Origin of the sequence: Azospirillum sp. A23, assembly GCF_042938965.1 — a bacterium.
GTDB lineage: Bacteria > Pseudomonadota > Alphaproteobacteria > Azospirillales > Azospirillaceae > Azospirillum > Azospirillum melinis.
Genome location: NZ_CP170667.1, coordinates 231,992 through 249,120, shown reverse-complemented (window position 1 = coordinate 249,120; position 17,129 = coordinate 231,992). Strand labels below are relative to the sequence as shown.

The window sequence follows — 17,129 nt, the reverse complement described above, 5'->3', positions numbered from 1 at the left end:
GTGGTTCACCCGCGCCAGACAATCGTCACGAATCCAAGCGTCACGAATCCAGGCGTTCCGATTCCCTGACCCACCGGACCTTCCCACCGGAGTTTCCGCGCCATGCCGACCGCCGCCCCCGCCAGTAACCCCGTCGCCCGTCCGGCCAACCCGGTCGTGGTGATCCCGGCACGCATGGCCTCCGTCAGGTTGCCCGGTAAGCCGCTGGCCGACATCCTCGGCGCGCCGATGATCGTCCATGTGCTGCGCCGCGCCATGGAGGCGGAGATCGGCCCGGTGGTGGTCGCCTGCGCCGAGCCGGAAATCGCCCGCGCGGTCGAGGCCGCCGGCGGCACCGCGGTGCTGACGCGCCCCGACCATCCCTCGGGCTCCGACCGTATCTTCGAGGCGCTGCAACTGATCGACCCGGAAGGGCGGCACGATGCGGTGGTGAATGTGCAGGGCGACCTGCCAACCATCGAGCCGGAGAGCGTGCGCGCCGCCTTCGCCCCGCTGGCCGACCCGGAGGTCGACATCGCCACCCTGGTCGCCGAGATCACGCGGGAGGAGGAGCGGACCAACCCCAACGTGGTGAAGGCGGTGCTGGAGCTGCCGGCAGGAGCCCGCCAGGGCCGCGCGCTCTATTTCACCCGCGCCACCGCGCCGACCGGCGACGGGCCGCTCTATCATCACATCGGCCTCTATGCCTACCGCCGGGCGGCGCTGGAGCGATTCGTGTCGCTGCCGCCGTCGGTGCTGGAGCAGCGCGAGCGGCTGGAGCAGCTGCGCGCCCTGTCGAACGGCATGCGCATCGACGCGGCGGTCGTTGACGCGGTTCCGCTGGGTGTCGATACTCCCGCCGACCTGGAGCGCGCCTGCGCCCTCCTCGCCGGCCGCAAGGCCGGCTGAAACTTGATGACCTCCGGCCGCAAGGCCGGCTGAAACCTGATGACCTCCGGCCGCAAGGCTGGCCTACACCTGATATATCGGTCTCATATTTAAGATCCGCCGGGGGAATTCCGCTCATGGGCACGTCCAACATCATCGCCTTCCAGGGCTTCCCCGGCGCCTATTCCGATCTGGCCTGCCGCAACGCGCGGCCGACCATGACGACGATGCCCTGCGCCACCTTCGAGGACGCCTTCTCCGCTGTGCGCGATGGCCGGGCCTCGCTGGCGATGATCCCGGTAGAGAACTCCATCGCCGGCCGTGTCGCCGACAACCACTATCTGCTGCCCGAAGGCGGCCTCCACATCATCGGCGAGCATTTCCAGCGGGTGAACCACCAGCTGCTGGCGCCGAAGGGGGCCACGCTGGACAGCATCCAGACCGTGCGCAGCCACATCCAGGCATTGTCGCAGTGCCAGACCGCCATCCGCGGCCTGGGCCTGCAGGCGATCAACCATGCCGACACGGCCGGCGCCGCGAAGGAGATCGCGGCGATGAACGACCCGCGCCATGCCGCCATCGCCTCCTCTCTCGCCGCAGAGATCTACGGCCTCGACATCCTGAAGAGCGGGATCGAGGACGCCACCCACAACACCACCCGCTTCCTGATCCTGGCGCGCGAGCCGAAGCTGCCGGCGCAGGGCTCCTGCAAGACGATCACCACCTTCGTCTTCCGTGTCCGCAGCGTGCCGGCCGCGCTCTACAAGGCGCTGGGCGGCTTCGCCACCAACGGCATCAACATGACCAAGCTGGAAAGCTATATGGTCGGCGGCCACTTCACCCAGACCCAGTTCTATGCCGATGTGGAAGGCCATCCCGACGAACGCCCGCTGCGCCTCGCCCTGGAGGAGCTGGACTTCTTCGCCCGCGAGGTGAAGATCCTGGGCGTCTATCCGGCCAACCCCTTCCGCTATCAGGAAAGCCAGCGCGTCGGCGAGGACTGACCTTCTCCCGCAACGCCGCAAGTCTTTTCGCAGTTGCCGCAAGTCACGCGTCATTCCGCCGCAGTGACGCGACTTAGCCTTGGCCGCGTCCGGCGGGCGCTGGGCAAGATTAGCGAAAGTTGTTATACAGGAGACACCGGCAAGCACCGGTTCCACAAGGGTCCGATTACAACGGAACACCACGGCGGCTGACGGGTGACACCCCGCCGACGGCCATGGCGCCACGGATGGAGGTTGCCATGCTCACGATGGACGATTGTCTGGGATTGGCCGATCTGGAGGCGGACGAGGTGGCGCAGATCGCCGCCCACGAACATCTCCCCTTCATGGCTGCGCTGGAAAAAGGCGCTTCGCTTCTGCAGGAGCCCTGGGGCGATGCCGCCGTCCGCCAGATGGTGTGGGACAATCTGTGCTGCGCCACCTGCCGCAGCCCGGCCGAAACGGCCTCCCTGATGATGCTCTACAACGACACATGCACCCGCCACCCCAACCCCTTCGACCGCCGCCGCTCCCCCACGCGTGCGGTGGGGTTGCAGCAACGGCATTAGGGAGGCGATCACCCCTCCGCCATCCATTCCCGGATCAGGCGGTGGGCAATCGAGTCAGGCCGGGCGAGGCGGAAATTCTCGTCCGGGGTGTGGGTGCGCAGGAAGTCGCGGTCGAACCAGCGGGCGCTTTCCAGCTCGTCGTTGCCGGTGTCGATGTCGAAGCTGGTGGCCCGCGCGGTGAAGCCCAGCATCAGCGAGGACGGGAAGGGCCAGGGCTGCGACGAGCGGTACTGGATGTCCGTCACCGTCAGCCCGACCTCCTCGAACACCTCGCGGGCGACGGTGTCCTCCAGGCTTTCGCCCGGTTCGAGGAAGCCGGCCAGCACCGAATGCATGCCGGGCGGGAACCGGCTCTGCCGGCCCAGGACCGCCCGGTCGCCGCCGTCATGGACCAGCATGATCACCGCCGGGTCGGTGCGCGGGAAATGGTGGGTGGCACAGTCGGGATTGGTGCAGATCCGCACATGTCCACCCTCCGCCGTCGCCGCCGGAGAACCGCAGACGCCGCAGAAACGGTGGCGGGCGTTCCACCACACCATGCCGCGGGCATAGGCGCACAGCGCCGCCTCGCCTTCCGGCATCAGCGGGCCGGTGACGCGCAGATCCTCGAACCGGCCATGGCCGCGCAGGGCGGGCAGCGCGTCCGGCTCCTCGACCATCGAGAGGTCGACGGTGAACACCGGCGTGCCATCCATCAGACCGAGAAAGATCGGCACTGCGTCCAGCCCCTCCGCCGGCAGCAGGACGGCGCGGGGCGCGTCCTCCGGGCCGGCTACGAAGCTTTTGGTCTGCCAGATCGGCAGGACGCGGGACGCGGGGGCGAGCCAGGCCTCCGTCAGCCAATCCTCGTCCTTGCGGCGGAGGGAGGCGCGGTCGATGGGCGTGGCGGCGTAGATGTTGGGTCGGTTCGTCATGGCCGGTCGAGGCTGCCACAAGCCGGGCCGGGCGCAAAGCCCCGCCGGCGGATGGGCTGCCCGGCGGAAACCGCGACCTCCCCTCAAGCGGCAGCGGGAGCCTTTCGGGTTTTCGCAGCGGACCCGCGCCGTTAGGATGCGGCACCCGATATCGACAAGATCCTCAAGGAGCGACCATGACCGAACCCTGCCCCGCCCCGATGGTGGCGCTCGCCCAGCGGTTGGCCGACTCCAGCGGCAGCGTGGTCCGGCGCTATTTCCGCACACCGGTCGCCATCGACGACAAGGCCGACGCCTCGCCGGTCACCATCGCCGACCGCGAGGCGGAGCATGTCATCCGCACCATCATCGAAAGCCAGCGCCCCGACGACGGCATCTATGGCGAGGAGCACGGCACCAAGAACCTGGACGCCGAATGGGTGTGGGTGATCGACCCCATCGACGGCACCAAGTCCTTCATCACCGGCCGGCCGATCTTCGGCACGCTGATCGCCCTGCTGCACCGGGGCCGCCCGGTGCTGGGCATCATCGACCAGCCCATCGTCGGCGACCGCTGGATCGGCGTCGAAGGCCGCCCGACCACCCACAACGGCCAGCCGGTGCGCGTGCGCCCCTGCCCCGGCGGGCTGGGCGCCGCCATGTTCGGCACCACCTCTCCCGACCTGTTCCCCGGCAGCGACTACGAGGCCTACCGCCGCGTCGCCGCCAAGGTGAAGACGGCGTCCTACGGCGGCGACTGCTACAGCTACGGCCTGCTGGCGTCGGGCTATTACGACCTCGTCGTCGAGTCGGGGCTGAAGCTGTACGATTTCGCGGCGCTGGTGCCGGTGGTGACCGGGGCCGGCGGGCTGATGACGGATTGGGAGGGCAAGCCGCTCGACGCCAAGTCCAGCGGCCAGGTGATCGCCGCCGGCGACCCGCAGACCCATCGGGACGCCATGGCGGCGTTGGCAGGCTGAGGGATCCGACATGACCGCCATCACCCATCCTGCCCGTTCCGTTTTCGAAACCTCCCCTGAAAAGCTGCGGCCCTTTCTGGAGGGGCTGGCGGCGCGGGTGTCGGGCGGGTCGAACTGGATGGTGCGCAAGAAGACCGTTTGCGACCTGCTGCTGGGGCTCGACGCCTTCTTCGCCCTGCCGGCGGCCGAACGCAGCGCCCTGATGGCCGACGGCGGCGCCTCTCCCGACATCGCCGAGGCCGAGGGCAAGGCCGAAGGCGGGCCGGAGGATTTCCGCAAGGTCCTGCCGCTCTATGTCGGCGCCATCCTGGAGGGGATGCGGGAAACGGTCATTGCGTCCCCGGAACAGGCGGCGATCTATCTGCTGTCGATCCATCCGGAACATCAGGCGGCGGCGGAGGCCTGGATGCTGGCCGACCCGCGCAACGGAAAGTCGGTGCGCAGGCTGATGCGGACCGACCGCCGCTATCGCCAGTTGATGGACCGCATGGCCGACCATTGGCGCGCGGCGCGAAGCAACTGACTTGAGAACCGGAATTGCGCCCGGAATTGCGCTTGACCGGGGCGTGGGCGTGGCAATCTAACCAGAACGTCCGCTCCCCACACAGGACCGCCGATGCGCCGCCTTCTCGCCATTGCCGCCACGATCCTGACCCTGTCCGCGACGGCGGCCCTCACGCCCGCGCAGGCCGCCACCCGGACCGTCACCGCGCTGAAGCAGTTCGGCGAGCCGCAGTTCCAGCCCGGCTTCACCCATTTCCCCCACGTCAACCCCGATGCGCCCAAGGGCGGGTCGGTCGGGCTGGCCGAATCGCAGCCGGGCACCTACGACAGCCTCAACACGCTGATCCTGCGCGGGGTGCGGCCGCGCACGCTGGGACTGATCTCCGACACGCTGATGGTCGGGTCCGGCTGGGAGCTGGACGCCGCCTACGCCCACATGGCGGAAAGCGTCGAGGTGCCGGACGATTACGGCTGGGCGGTCTTCACGCTGCGCCAGGGCGCCCATTGGCATGACGGCACGCCGATCACCAGCGCCGACGTGGTCTTCACCTGGGACGCCATCCAGGCCCATGGCGCGCCCTTCATCAAGTCCTTCCTCGACCGCACCGCCAAGGTGGAGGCGCTGGACGACCGCCGCTTCAAGATCACCCTGACCGGCACCGGGGAGATCAAGCCGATCATCGACTTCGCCACCACCTTCTCGCCGCAGCCCAAGCATTGGTGGACGTCGAACGGTCGCGACATCTCCAAGACGACGCTGGAGCCGGTGCTGGGCAGCGGCCCTTACCGCATCAAGACAGTCGATCCCGGCCGCTCCATCACCTATGAGCGGGTCGCCGACTGGTGGGCGAAGGATCTGCCGACCGCCCGCGGCTTCTACAATTTCGACACGGTGAAGGACGACTTCTACCGCGACGACGACGTGATGTTCGAGGCGTTCAAGGCCGGCGCCTACGATTTCCGCGGCGAATACCGGGCGCAGCGCTGGACCACCGGCTACGACTTCCCCGCCATGAAGGATGGCCGGGTCAAGAAGCTGGAGGTGCCGAGCGAACTGCCGTTGGGCGCCCAGGGCTTCCGCCTGAACACCCGCCGCGACAAGTTCGCCGACCCGCGCGTGCGCGAAGCGCTGGCCCTGCTGTTCGATTTCGACTGGATCCAGAAGAACATCCTGTACGGCCAGTACAAGCGGACGCTCAGCAACTTCCCCAACTCCGATTTCGGCGCCAAGGGCCCCCCCGGCCCGGCGGAGCTGGCCCTGCTGGAGCCGTTCAAGCCGCAGCTGTCCGAGCGGTTGCTGACGCAGCCCTTCACCCTGCCGACCACCGATGGCAGCGGCAACAACCGCGCCCAGGTGCGCGAGGCGACCCGCCTGTTCAAGGAGGCCGGCTGGGAGGTCCGCAACGGCAAGCTGACCAACGGCAAGACCGGCGAGGCGATGGCCATCGAGTTCCTCGACGGCACCGGCGCGCTGACCCGCGTCATCCAGCCCTATGTCGAGAGCCTGCGCCGCGTCGGCATCGACGCCTCCCTGCGTCTGGTCGACACCGCGCAGTATCAGGCGCGGCTGGACGAGTTCGATTTCGACTCGATCATCGTCAACCTCGCCTTCTTCACCCCGCCGGGCACCGAACTGCGCGGCTATTTCGGCTCGGCCGCCGCCGGCCTGAAGGGATCGGCCAACTATTCGGGCATCCATGACCCGGTGGCCGACGCGCTGATCGAGACGGCGCTGACCGCCAAGGATCTCGACTCGGTGCAGGCCGCCACCCGCGCGCTCGACCGCGTGCTGCTGTGGGGGTTCTACATGGTGCCGCAATGGCACAACCCGGAAAGCTGGATCGCCCACAAGGCGTGGCTGGCCCATCCCGCGGTCTGGCCGAAATACGATCAGGACTATCGCAGCACCAATTTTCCGGCGACCTGGTGGGTCGATCCGGCTGTCAAGGCGGCGCAGCCTTGATGACGCCCCATTGCGGGGCTAACTCCATCAAGCTGAACGCTTTTCGAGAAAACAAGCGAGGGAGGGGATCGGGCATGACGGGTCGGATGCGGTGGCTGGGCACCGGTATGGCGGCGGCAGCGGTGATGATGGCGGCAGCGCTTCTGCCGGCATCTCCTGCCTCGGCTCAGGAAAAGGGCAGCCACGCCCTGGCCCTGTACGGCAAGCCGAAATACGGACCGGACTTCCAGCATCTCGACTATGCCAATCCCGACGCCCCGAAGGGCGGCGAGGTCAAGCTGATGGCCTTCGGCGGCTTCGACAATTTGAACCCCTTCATCCTGCGCGGGCAGGCCGCCGCCGGAGCCGGGCTGGTGTTCCAGACCCTGACCACCAGCAACGGCGACGAGGCGATCACCGAATACGGCCTGCTGGCCGAAAGCATCGAGGTCGCTCCCGACCGCACCTGGGTCGCCTTCACCCTGCGGCCGGAGGCCCGCTTCCACGACGGCCAGCCGGTCACGGCGGACGACGTGATCTGGAGCTTCGACACGCTCAAGGAAAAGGGCCATCCGCTCTACCGCACCTATTACGCTGACGTAACGAAGGCGGAGAAGACCGGCGAGCGGACGGTCAAATTTTCGTTCCGGGATGGCAACAATCCGGAGCTTCCGGTGATCATGGGCCAGCTGCCGGTGCTGCCCAAGCATGCCTTCGCCAGCCGCGATTTCGCCACCACGACCCTCGATCCGCTGATCGGCAGCGGCCCCTACAAGGTGGTGGACGTGCAGGCCGGCCGCGCCATCACCTATGAGCGGGTCAAGGACTGGTGGGCGAAGGATCTGCCGATCAACCGCGGCCGCTACAATTTCGACCGCATCCGCTACGACTATTACCGCGACCTCGACGTCGCCTTCGAGGCGTTCAAGGCCGGCGCCTATGATTTCCGACTGGAGAACTCGTCGAAGAACTGGACCACCGGCTACAACGTTCCGGCGGTGCAGAACGGCCAGATCATCAAGGAGGAGATCAAGCACGAGGATCCGCAGGGCATGCAGGCCTTCGTGTTCAACATCCGCCGCCCGATCTTCCAGGACCGCCGCGTGCGCGAGGCGCTGAATTACCTGTTCGACTATGAATGGACGCGGGCCAACCTGTCCTATGGCCTGTACCAGCGCACCAAGAGCTATTTCGCCAACACCGAACTGGCCTCCACCGGCCTGCCGTCGCCTGAGGAACTGAAGCTGCTGGAACCCTTCCGCGGCCAGATCCCGGACGAGGTGTTCACCAAACCCTACGAGCCGCCGAAGACCGACGCCAGCGGCAACATCCGCGGCAACCTGCGCACCGCGCTGGGCCTGCTGAAGGACGCCGGATGGGATCTCAAGAACGGCAAGCTGGTGAATGCTCAGGGCCAGCCCTTCCGCTTCGAGTTCCTGCTGGTCCAGGCCGACATGGAGCGCATCGTCCAGCCCTTCGTCCGCAATCTGGAACGCGCCGGCATCGAGGCGCAGATCCGCGTGGTCGACAGCGCGCAGTACCAGAACCGCAGCGATAATTTCGATTACGATATGATTATCGAGCGGTTCCCGCAGTCGTTGTCGCCCGGCAACGAGCAGCGCGATTACTGGGAATCCTCGCGCGCCGACCAGCCCGGCAGCCGCAACTCGATCGGCATCAAGAACCCGGCTATCGACAAGCTGGTGGAGACGCTGATCGCCGCCCCCGACCGCGCGTCGCTGATCGCCGCGACGCGGGCGCTCGACCGCGTGCTGCTGTGGAACTGGTACGTCATCCCGCACTGGCACGACACGGTGTACCGCGTGGCCTATTGGAACCGTTTCTCCCATCCGGCGGTTGCCCCAAAGTACGGCCTGGGCTTCCCGGACAGCTGGTGGATCGACGCGGACAAGAACGCCAAGCTCGCCAACAGCGCACGCCGTACGGGACCCTGACCTGTGGTCTGGTCTAAGCTGTCGTTTCCTTAGAAGACTGGGGAGGGTCGGGACACCCGCGATGCTGGCCTACATCATCCGCCGCCTGTTGCTGATCATCCCCACCCTGTTCGGGATCATGGTGATCAATTTCCTGATCGTGCAGATCGCCCCCGGCGGCCCGATCGAGCAGATGATCGCCCGCGTCCAGGGCACCGCGGTGGAGGCGACCTCGCGCATCGGCGGCAGCGCCGGCGGCGACGCCAACGCCGCCCAGCGCCAGAACCAGACCGGCGGCGACAACGGCGGCAAGTACCGCGGCGCCCAGGGCCTGGATCCCGCCTTCATCAAGCAGCTGGAGAAGGAGTTCGGCTTCGACAAGCCGCTGCACGAACGCTTCATCCACATGATGTCGAACTACATAATGTTCGATTTCGGCACCAGCTACTTCCGCGACCGCCGCGTGGTCGATCTGGTGCTGGAGAAGATGCCGGTGTCGATCTCGCTCGGCATCTGGACGACGCTGATCGTCTATCTGGTCTCCATCCCCTTGGGCATCGCCAAGGCGGTGCGCGACGGCCAGCCCTTCGACGTCTGGACCTCGGGCGTCGTCATCGTCGGCTACGCCATCCCCAGCTTCCTGTTCGCGGTGCTGCTGATCGTGGTGTTCGCCGGCGGCCGCTACCTCGACTGGTTCCCCCTACGCGGGCTGGTCTCGGACAATTGGGGCAGCCTGCCCTGGTACAAACAGGTGCTCGATTACTTCTGGCACATGGCGCTGCCGGTGTTCTCGATGGTGATCGGCGGTTTCGCCGGCCTGACCATGCTGACCAAGAACTCCTTCATGGAGGAGATCGGCAAGCAGTACGTCACCACCGCCAGGGCCAAGGGCCTGACGGAGAACCGCGTGCTGTACGGCCATGTCTTCCGCAACGCCATGCTGATCGTCATCGCCGGCTTCCCCGGCGCCTTCATCGGCATCCTGTTCACCGGCGCCATGCTGATCGAGGTGATCTTCTCGCTCGACGGGCTGGGGCTGCTCGGCTTCGAGGCGGCGATCAACCGCGACTATCCGGTGATGTTCGGCACGCTCTATTTCTTCACGCTGCTGGGGCTGATCATGAACCTGGTCGGCGACATCACCTATGTGATGGTCGATCCCCGCATCGACTTCGACTCGCGGAGGGTGTGATGACTCCGCTGACCCGGCGCCGGCTGGCCAATTTCAAGGCGAACCGCCGCGGCTTCTGGTCCTTCTGGATCTTCCTGGTGCTGTTCACCGTCTCGCTGGGGGCGGAGTTCATCGCCAACGACAAGCCGCTGCTGATCGAATACGAGAACCACTATTACTGGCCGGTCTTCCACACCTATCCGGAGACGACCTTCGGCGGCGAGTTCGAGACGGAGACCGATTACCGCGATCCTTACGTCCGCGACCTGATCGCCGCCAAGGGCTGGATGGTCTGGCCGCCGATCCCCTACAGCTACCGCACCATCAACTACAACCTGCCGGTCCCGGCGCCCGCCCCGCCGTCGGCCGACAACTGGCTCGGCACCGACGACCAGGGACGCGACGTGGTGGCGCGGCTGATCTACGGCTTCCGTATCTCGGTGCTGTTCGGTCTGGTGCTGACCGTCTTCTCCTCGGTCATCGGCGTCGCGGCCGGCGCGGTGCAGGGCTATTTCGGCGGGCTGACCGACCTGTTGTTTCAGCGCTTCATCGAGATCTGGCAGGGGCTTCCCACCCTGTTCCTGCTGATCATCCTGGCGAGCGTGGTGACGCCGACCTTCTGGTGGCTGCTCGGCCTGCTGCTGCTGTTCTCCTGGACCGCCCTTGTCCATGTGGTGCGGGCGGAGTTCCTGCGGGCGCGCAACCTCGATTACGTGCGCGCGGCCAAGGCGCTGGGCGCCGGCGACGTGACCATCATGGTGCGCCATGTGCTGCCCAACGCCATGGTGGCGACGTTGACCTTCATGCCTTTCATCCTCAACGGCTCGATCACCACCCTGACCGCGCTGGACTTCTTAGGCTTCGGCCTGCCGCCCGGCTCGCCGTCGCTGGGCGAGTTGCTGGCCCAGGGCAAGGCCAATCTCCAGGCGCCGTGGCTGGGCCTGACCGCCTTCTTCGTGCTGGCGATCATGCTGAGCCTGCTGATCTTCATCGGCGAGGCGGTGCGCGACGCCTTCGACCCGCGCAAGACCATCGCCCAGATGTCCACCGCGCTGCCCGGCGAGGCCGCGGCGGCGACGGCGGCGCGCAAGGAGGCGGCGGAGTGACCATAACGACCCTCAAGAGCCCGACATGAGCCTGATGCCCCCCAACCCCGATCTCCTGTCCGTGCGGGGCCTGCGCGTCGATTTCCGCTCGGGTGCCGGCGCGACCCAGGCCGTCAAGGGCGTGTCCTTCGACATTCAGAAGGGCGAGACGCTGGCACTCGTCGGCGAATCGGGCTCCGGCAAGTCGGTGACGGCGCTGTCGATCCTGCAGCTGCTGCCCTACCCGATGGCGCACCACCCCGCCGGCTCGATCCGCTTCCGCGATACCGAGCTGCTGGGTGCCGAGGAGAAGACCCTGCGTCAGGTGCGCGGCAACCGCATCGCCATGATCTTCCAGGAGCCGATGACCTCGCTGAACCCGCTGCACAGCATCGAGCGGCAGATCAACGAGACCCTGTTCCTGCACAAGCGCCTGTCGGCCGGCGCTGCCCGCGCCCGCACGCTGGAACTGCTGCGCCTCGTCGGCCTGCCCGACCCGGAAAAGCGGCTGACCGCCTACCCGCACGAACTGTCGGGCGGACAGCGCCAGCGCGTGATGATCGCCATGGCACTCGCCAACGAGCCCGACCTGCTGATCGCCGACGAGCCGACCACAGCGCTCGACGTCACCATCCAGGCGCAGATCCTGGCGCTGCTGAAGGATCTGCAAAGCCGCTTCGGCATGGCGCTGCTGCTCATCACCCACGACCTCGGCGTGGTGCGCAAGATGGCGGACCGCGTCTGCGTGATGAACCAGGGCGAGATCGTCGAGCAGGCCAAGGTCGACGACCTGTTCATCCGCCCGCGCCACGCCTACACGAAGAAGCTGCTGTCGGCCGAGCCGCGCGGCAACCCGCTGTCGCCGCCCGACGATGCGGCGGAGGTGATGGCCGCCGACCGGCTGAAGGTCCATTTCCCGATCAAGAAGGGCCTGCTGCGCCGCACCGTCGGCCACATCAAGGCGGTGGACGGCGTCGATGTCGCGGTCCGCCGCGGCCACACCGTCGGCGTCGTCGGCGAATCGGGATCGGGCAAGACCACGCTGGGGCTGGCCCTGCTGCGGCTGCACGCCAGCGAGGGCGCCATCCGCTTCGACGGCACCGACATCCAGGGCTGGCAGCCGAAGCGCCTGCGGGGCCTGCGCCGCGAGATGCAGATCGTCTTCCAGGACCCCTACGGCAGCCTGTCGCCCCGCCTGTCGGTCGGCCAGATCATCGGCGAAGGGCTGGGCATCCACGGCATCGGCGACCAAAAGGAGCGCGGGGCGATGGTCGCCCGCGCGCTGGAGGAGGTCGGCCTGCCGCCCGAGGCGCGCAACCGCTACCCGCACGAGTTCTCCGGCGGCCAGCGCCAGCGCATCGCCATCGCCCGCGCCCTGGTGCTGAAGCCGAAATTCGTCGTGCTGGACGAGCCGACCTCGGCGCTCGACATGTCGGTGCAGGCACAGATCGTCGATCTGCTGCGCGACATCCAGGCCCGCCACAACCTCGCCTATCTGTTCATCAGCCACGATCTGCGGGTGGTGCGGGCGCTGTCCAGCCACGTCATGGTGATGAAGGACGGCAAGGTGGTCGAGCAGGGGCCGACCCAGCGCATCTTCGAGGAGCCGTGCGAGGAGTATACCCGCGCCCTGCTCGCCGCCGCGCTGAATTTGGAGGCCGTCGAGTCGCCGGCGGTGCGGACGTGAGGCGTCGCCATCGGGCATGGACATCAGGCGTCTGCGTCAGGCATGGGCTTTATCCCAAGCCGCTCCGCGGGTAGGGTAGCCCTTCCCTCGCACAAGCCGATACCGCCGCCATGACCGACACCGCCCCGCAAGACGCCGCCCGCCTCGCAACCCAACTTGCGGGGGCCGTCCGGTCGGGGGACCGGCGGGCGCTGGCGCGGGCGATCACGCTGATAGAATCGACGCGCGCCGACCATCGCACCACCGCCGAAGCACTGCTGGCGGCGCTGCTGCCCCATACCGGCAACTCGGTGCGACTCGGCATCTCCGGCGTGCCGGGGGTGGGGAAATCGACCTTCATCGAGGCGTTCGGGCTGCATGTCATCGGGCTGGGGCACAAGGTCGCGGTGCTGGCGGTCGATCCGTCGTCGCAACGCACCGGCGGCTCGATCCTGGGCGACAAGACCCGGATGGTCGACCTGTCGCGCGATCCCGACGCCTTCATCCGCCCCTCCCCCGCCGGTGCGACGCTGGGCGGCGTGGCGCGCCGCACGCGCGAGGCGATGCTGGTCTGCGAGGCCGCCGGCTTCGACGTGATCGTGGTGGAGACGGTCGGCGTCGGCCAGTCGGAAACCGCGGTCGCCGACATGGTCGACCTGTTCATGCTGCTGCTGCTGCCGGCCGGTGGCGACGAGCTGCAGGGCATCAAGAAGGGCATCGTCGAGCTGGCCGACCTCGTCGTCGTCAACAAGGCCGACGGCGACCTCGCCGCCACCGCCCGCCACACCGTCGCCGATTACCGCCACGCGCTGACGCTGCTGCGCCATGGCGACTGGCGGGTCCCGGTTCTCAGCTGCTCGGCCTTCCGGAAGGTGGGCATCGACACGATCTGGGACACCATCGGCGAGCACAAGGCGCTGACCGAGGCCAACGGCGCCCGCGCCACCCGCCGGGCGGAGCAGGCCCGTGCCTGGCTGTGGAGCGAGATCCGCGAGACGCTGATCGACCGTTTCCGCGCCCATCCGGCGGTGCGGGCCGATCTGGCGCGACTCGAGGCGGAGGTGACAGCCGGAACCACCATCCCGGCGGCGGCGGCCCACACCCTTCTCGGGCGCTTCCTCGACCGGACGGATGGCGCATAAACCGTTCAGCTTATGTTGCACCGCAACAAATCCGTTGCGCCGCACCAGCCGTAGGGCTATTCTGCACCGGGCGGGAAAGGGGCGACGTGCGCCGATTCGACTTTGTCGGTTCGCATCCGTCGCTTGGGCCGGGGTGCCCGCGGTCTCCTGGGGTTACGCCGGAGCGGCCTTTCCGTTTCCGCCAATATGCCTTGCTCTACGGGAGACAACGCCATGACCGCTCAGCCGACCCCCGCCAACGTCCTGAACCTGTTCAAGACCAACGCCCAGACCACTGCCGCCAAGTCCGCCCGCGTCGCCACGCTGGTGCAGGACGGCTACCGCCGCTGGTTCGACGGCGTCACCGCCTCGGTCAACGACGCCAGCCGCCTGGCCGCCGGGCTGGGCAAGGCCCGCAACCCCGCCGATCTGGCGGCCTTGCAGCGCGACTGGCTGTCCACCACCCAGGCCCGCGTGACCGAGAGCGTACAGGGCTTCCTGGACGTCTCCAGCAAGATCGCCGCCGAGATCACCGCCCTGCCGGCTCCGGCCGCGGAGGCTGCCCCGGTGGCCGCCCCCACCGTGGCCCCCATCACTGCCCCGGCCCCGAAGGCCGAGGCTCTGAAGCCGGCACCGGTGGCAGCCCCGGTGGTTGCCGCGCCGAAGGTCGAGGCCCCGAAGGTCGAAATCGCCGCCGCGGCGCCGGCCGTCGAGGCTCCGCAGGCCGCCCCGGCCCCGGCTCCGGCTGTTGCTGCGGAGACCGCTCCGGTCGCCGCCACCGTTGCCGCTCCGGCCGCCGAGCAGGTCGAGGTTCCGGTGAAGGAACTGGTCGAAACGGTGAAGGCCGAGACGGCTGCCCCCGCCGCGGCAATCGCCGCCGAGGCGAAGGCCGTGGCCAAGCCGGCGCAGCGCCGCCCCGCCAAGCCGCTGGCCGCCAAGCCGGCGTCGAAGACCTCCCCGACCGTGAACTGACACCCGTCGGCACAAGATTGGCGCGGCTCGTCTCTTCGTCGGATCGAAGAGGCCGCCGCGCTTCGACTCTCCACAATCCCGCGACGACTCGGGCTTTAACGGTTTCATCGCGGTTCCCGGCTTGACGACAGGCTTGACGACGGCGCTTTTGTTCGACTATATAGCGGCCTCCTTCGGGCGGCAGGCCGTCCGTTACCGGGTTTCATTTGCTAAAATAAAGGAACAGTCCGATGGCACGTCGGTGCTCCGTGACCGGCAAGGGCACGCAGTTTGGCAACAACGTCAGCCACGCCAACAACAAGAATCGTCGCCGCTTCCAGCCGAACCTCCAGGAAACGTCGCTGCTCAGCGACAGCCTGGGTCAGCTGGTGCGTCTGCGCCTCTCGGTGAACGCGATCCGCTCGATCGAGCACAAGGGTGGCCTCGACGCCTTCCTGCTCGATGCGAAGGACGCGGTGCTGAGCCTGGATGCCCGTCGCATCAAGCGCCGGATCTCCAAGGCGCAGGAGAAGCAGCAGGCTGCGGCCTGATCGCTTCCCCGATTCTGGGGCGCGTTTGGTGTGCTGACGCGGGGCGCTTGCCGCTCCGCTGAAGAAGTTTAGGACGCGTACAGGACGATTCCGACTCCCGGTAAGAGAGCGGCGCGCGACATCCGAAAGGGTGCCGCGCGTTTCGTCGTTTTAGGGCCCGCCATTTCCGGGCCTCTCATTTCTTGCGATGTGAACCATGGAACATCTCCGGAAAGATGTTCCACGCCGTTCCATCATCAAGGATCCATCTGCCGCCGCCCTACTCCTCCAGCAGCCCGTCCGGATCCTCGGCATCCACCACCCGCCGGGCGATCTCATAGCCGAAGCCGGCCCGTCCCAGCGCCGCCATGTCCTTCTCCCGCTGCGCCGCGCGCTGGTCCGGCCGCCGGTAGGGCCCCAGACGGCGCCGCTTCGCCAGCGCCAGCGCCGCCGTCAAATCCAGATCGGGTCCGACATCCTCGCGCAGGCTGTCCAGCGCCTTGTCGGCCTCGTCACGGCCGATGCCCTTGCCGGCCAGCTTCTGGGCGATCAGCCGGGTGGAAGCGCCGCGGCGGTGCAGGATCTCGGTGCGCATCCGGGCATAGGTCTCGTCGTTCAGCAGGCCGCTGCGGACATAGCGGGCCAGCAGTTCGTCGATCCAGCGGGCACCCTCCTCGCGGTCGGTGCCGTGGGCCTTGGCCGACAGATCGACCTTGCGCATCAGCACCCGGCGCAGATTGGATGTCGAACTGGCGAAGCGCTCCAGATAATGCAGCGCCGCGTTTTCCAGATACTGCGGCGTGACCCGCTTCGGCGGCTTTCTCGCCGGCGGACCGGCAGCCTTGTCTCCGGCGGTCTTGTTCCCGGCGCTCTTGTTCAAAGGGCGTTTATCGTCGGTGTTCATGGCAGTCCCTTCGGCGGCGGCGGTTGCCGGATGGGCGGGCCGCACGTACAGTCCGTGGCCTTACTGGCGGTCCGTGACCTATCCGGCGCCCTTTCCTGGCGAAACAGTTCCGGCCCTCACCCGGCTCCCCCAAGGGGGCCGAAACCGCGGGTGCCGGTTCCCAAAAGGCAGATCGTGACGCGATGACCCTTCCCCTTCCTCCCATGCCGCGCAATGTCGGTTCCGTCAACTGGATCGGCCTGTGGACGCTCTACGCACGCGAGGTGCGGCGCTTCATCAAGGTGCACCAGCAGACCGTCTGGGCGCCGGTGGTGACGACGCTGCTCTATTACGCGGTGTTCGCCCTGTCGCTGGGGTCGGCGGTGCGGATGGTCGGTGCGACGCCTTACCTGGAGTTCCTGGCCCCCGGCCTGATCATGATGGCGATGGTGCAGAACGCCTTCGCCAACACCTCCTCCTCCGTGGTGATCGCCAAGGTCCAGGGCAACATCGTCGACATCCTGATGCCGCCCTTGTCGCCGATGGAACTGGTCAGCGGCTTCGTGCTGGGCGGCGTCACCCGCGGCATCGTGGTCGGTCTGGTGACGGGCCTCGCCATCTGGGCGGTGATCCCGATGCACATGCCGCATCCGGGCTTCGTCCTGTTCCATGCGGTGATGGCGTCGATGCTGCTGTCGCTGCTGGGTCTGGTCGGCGGCGTCTGGTCGGAGAAGTTCGACAACATCGCCGCCGTGACCAACTTCGTGGTGACGCCGCTGTCCTTCTTGTCCGGCACCTTCTATTCGGTCGACACCCTGCCGCCGGTCTTCTGGTGGGTCGCCCATTTCGACCCGTTCTTCTACATGATCGACGGTTTCCGCTACGGCTTCATCGGGGTGTCCGACGGGGCGCGCTGGCTGGGCGTGGCGGTGATGCTGGGCGTGAATGCCGGCCTGTGGTGGCTCGCCTGGCGCATGTTCAAGACCGGCTACAAGCTTAAGGCGTGAAGACGCTGCGAAAACAGCGCTTTTTCACCCCTGTCCGTTGACA

At 67.5% G+C, this 17,129-nt stretch carries 16 protein-coding genes; 14 read left to right on the top strand and 2 right to left on the bottom strand.

Going from position 1 to position 17,129, the window contains the following annotated elements:
• The first annotated feature begins 102 nt into the window (after window positions 1-102).
• The 3 genes from ABNQ40_RS18490 to ABNQ40_RS18480 all read left to right on the top strand — a co-directional run bounded on the left by ABNQ40_RS18490 (window position 103) and on the right by ABNQ40_RS18480 (window position 2,419).
• Window positions 103-888 carry a 3-deoxy-manno-octulosonate cytidylyltransferase gene (locus ABNQ40_RS18490; RefSeq protein WP_109051967.1) on the top strand — a complete coding sequence of 262 codons (786 nt, stop codon included), beginning with the start codon at window positions 103-105 and terminating at the stop codon, window positions 886-888.
• A gap of 116 nt (window positions 889-1,004) precedes the next feature.
• A complete protein-coding gene (locus ABNQ40_RS18485; protein WP_109051966.1) occupies window positions 1,005-1,871 on the top strand; it encodes a prephenate dehydratase in 867 nt (288 codons plus the stop codon).
• Between the two features lie 239 nt (window positions 1,872-2,110).
• Window positions 2,111-2,419 carry a hypothetical protein gene (locus ABNQ40_RS18480; RefSeq protein ID WP_109051965.1) on the top strand — a complete coding sequence of 103 codons (309 nt, stop codon included), beginning with the start codon at window positions 2,111-2,113 and terminating at the stop codon, window positions 2,417-2,419.
• Window positions 2,420-2,427: 8 nt separating this feature from the next.
• Here ABNQ40_RS18480 and nudC read toward each other — a convergent pair whose 3' ends face one another.
• Window positions 2,428-3,333: an NAD(+) diphosphatase gene (nudC, locus tag ABNQ40_RS18475; protein WP_109051964.1), complete on the bottom strand. Its 906-nt coding sequence runs from the start codon at window positions 3,331-3,333 to the stop codon at window positions 2,428-2,430.
• A gap of 176 nt (window positions 3,334-3,509) precedes the next feature.
• Between nudC and hisN the strand changes: the two genes are divergently transcribed.
• From hisN to rpmB, 10 genes are all read left to right on the top strand, one after another.
• On the top strand, window positions 3,510-4,292 hold the full coding sequence (hisN, locus tag ABNQ40_RS18470) for a histidinol-phosphatase (protein ID WP_109051963.1): 783 nt from the start codon (window positions 3,510-3,512) through the stop codon (window positions 4,290-4,292).
• Between the two features lie 10 nt (window positions 4,293-4,302).
• Entirely contained in the window at window positions 4,303-4,815 is a 513-nt protein-coding gene (locus ABNQ40_RS18465; protein WP_109051962.1) for a hypothetical protein, read from the top strand.
• A gap of 93 nt (window positions 4,816-4,908) precedes the next feature.
• Entirely contained in the window at window positions 4,909-6,759 is a 1,851-nt protein-coding gene (locus ABNQ40_RS18460; RefSeq protein ID WP_109051961.1) for an extracellular solute-binding protein, read from the top strand.
• Window positions 6,760-6,833: 74 nt separating this feature from the next.
• Window positions 6,834-8,693, top strand: coding sequence for an extracellular solute-binding protein (locus tag ABNQ40_RS18455; RefSeq protein WP_109051960.1), 1,860 nt, complete (start codon window positions 6,834-6,836; stop codon window positions 8,691-8,693).
• Between the two features lie 61 nt (window positions 8,694-8,754).
• Window positions 8,755-9,864, top strand: coding sequence for a microcin C ABC transporter permease YejB (locus ABNQ40_RS18450; protein ID WP_109051959.1), 1,110 nt, complete (start codon window positions 8,755-8,757; stop codon window positions 9,862-9,864).
• On the top strand, window positions 9,864-10,949 hold the full coding sequence (locus ABNQ40_RS18445; RefSeq protein ID WP_109051958.1) for an ABC transporter permease: 1,086 nt from the start codon (window positions 9,864-9,866) through the stop codon (window positions 10,947-10,949). The genes ABNQ40_RS18450 and ABNQ40_RS18445 overlap by 1 nt, the downstream gene beginning before the upstream one ends.
• Before the next feature lie 25 nt (window positions 10,950-10,974).
• Window positions 10,975-12,615 carry an ABC transporter ATP-binding protein gene (locus tag ABNQ40_RS18440; RefSeq protein ID WP_109051957.1) on the top strand — a complete coding sequence of 547 codons (1,641 nt, stop codon included), beginning with the start codon at window positions 10,975-10,977 and terminating at the stop codon, window positions 12,613-12,615.
• Window positions 12,616-12,725: 110 nt separating this feature from the next.
• The gene (gene meaB, locus ABNQ40_RS18435; RefSeq protein WP_109051956.1) at window positions 12,726-13,736 is read left to right on the top strand and encodes a methylmalonyl Co-A mutase-associated GTPase MeaB; all 1,011 of its coding nucleotides are present in this window, start codon (window positions 12,726-12,728) and stop codon (window positions 13,734-13,736) included.
• A gap of 213 nt (window positions 13,737-13,949) precedes the next feature.
• Window positions 13,950-14,687: a phasin family protein gene (locus tag ABNQ40_RS18430; RefSeq protein WP_109051955.1), complete on the top strand. Its 738-nt coding sequence runs from the start codon at window positions 13,950-13,952 to the stop codon at window positions 14,685-14,687.
• Window positions 14,688-14,917: 230 nt separating this feature from the next.
• The gene (gene rpmB / locus ABNQ40_RS18425) at window positions 14,918-15,217 is read left to right on the top strand and encodes a 50S ribosomal protein L28 (protein WP_012973047.1); all 300 of its coding nucleotides are present in this window, start codon (window positions 14,918-14,920) and stop codon (window positions 15,215-15,217) included.
• A gap of 259 nt (window positions 15,218-15,476) precedes the next feature.
• Here rpmB and ABNQ40_RS18420 read toward each other — a convergent pair whose 3' ends face one another.
• A complete protein-coding gene (locus ABNQ40_RS18420; RefSeq protein WP_247880070.1) occupies window positions 15,477-16,100 on the bottom strand; it encodes a regulatory protein RecX in 624 nt (207 codons plus the stop codon).
• A gap of 182 nt (window positions 16,101-16,282) precedes the next feature.
• Here ABNQ40_RS18420 and ABNQ40_RS18415 point away from each other — a divergent pair, with 182 nt between their 5' ends.
• Window positions 16,283-17,086 (top strand): ABC transporter permease, encoded by an 804-nt coding sequence (locus tag ABNQ40_RS18415; protein WP_109051954.1) that lies wholly within the window; start codon window positions 16,283-16,285, stop codon window positions 17,084-17,086.
• Window positions 17,087-17,129 lie beyond the last annotated feature (43 nt).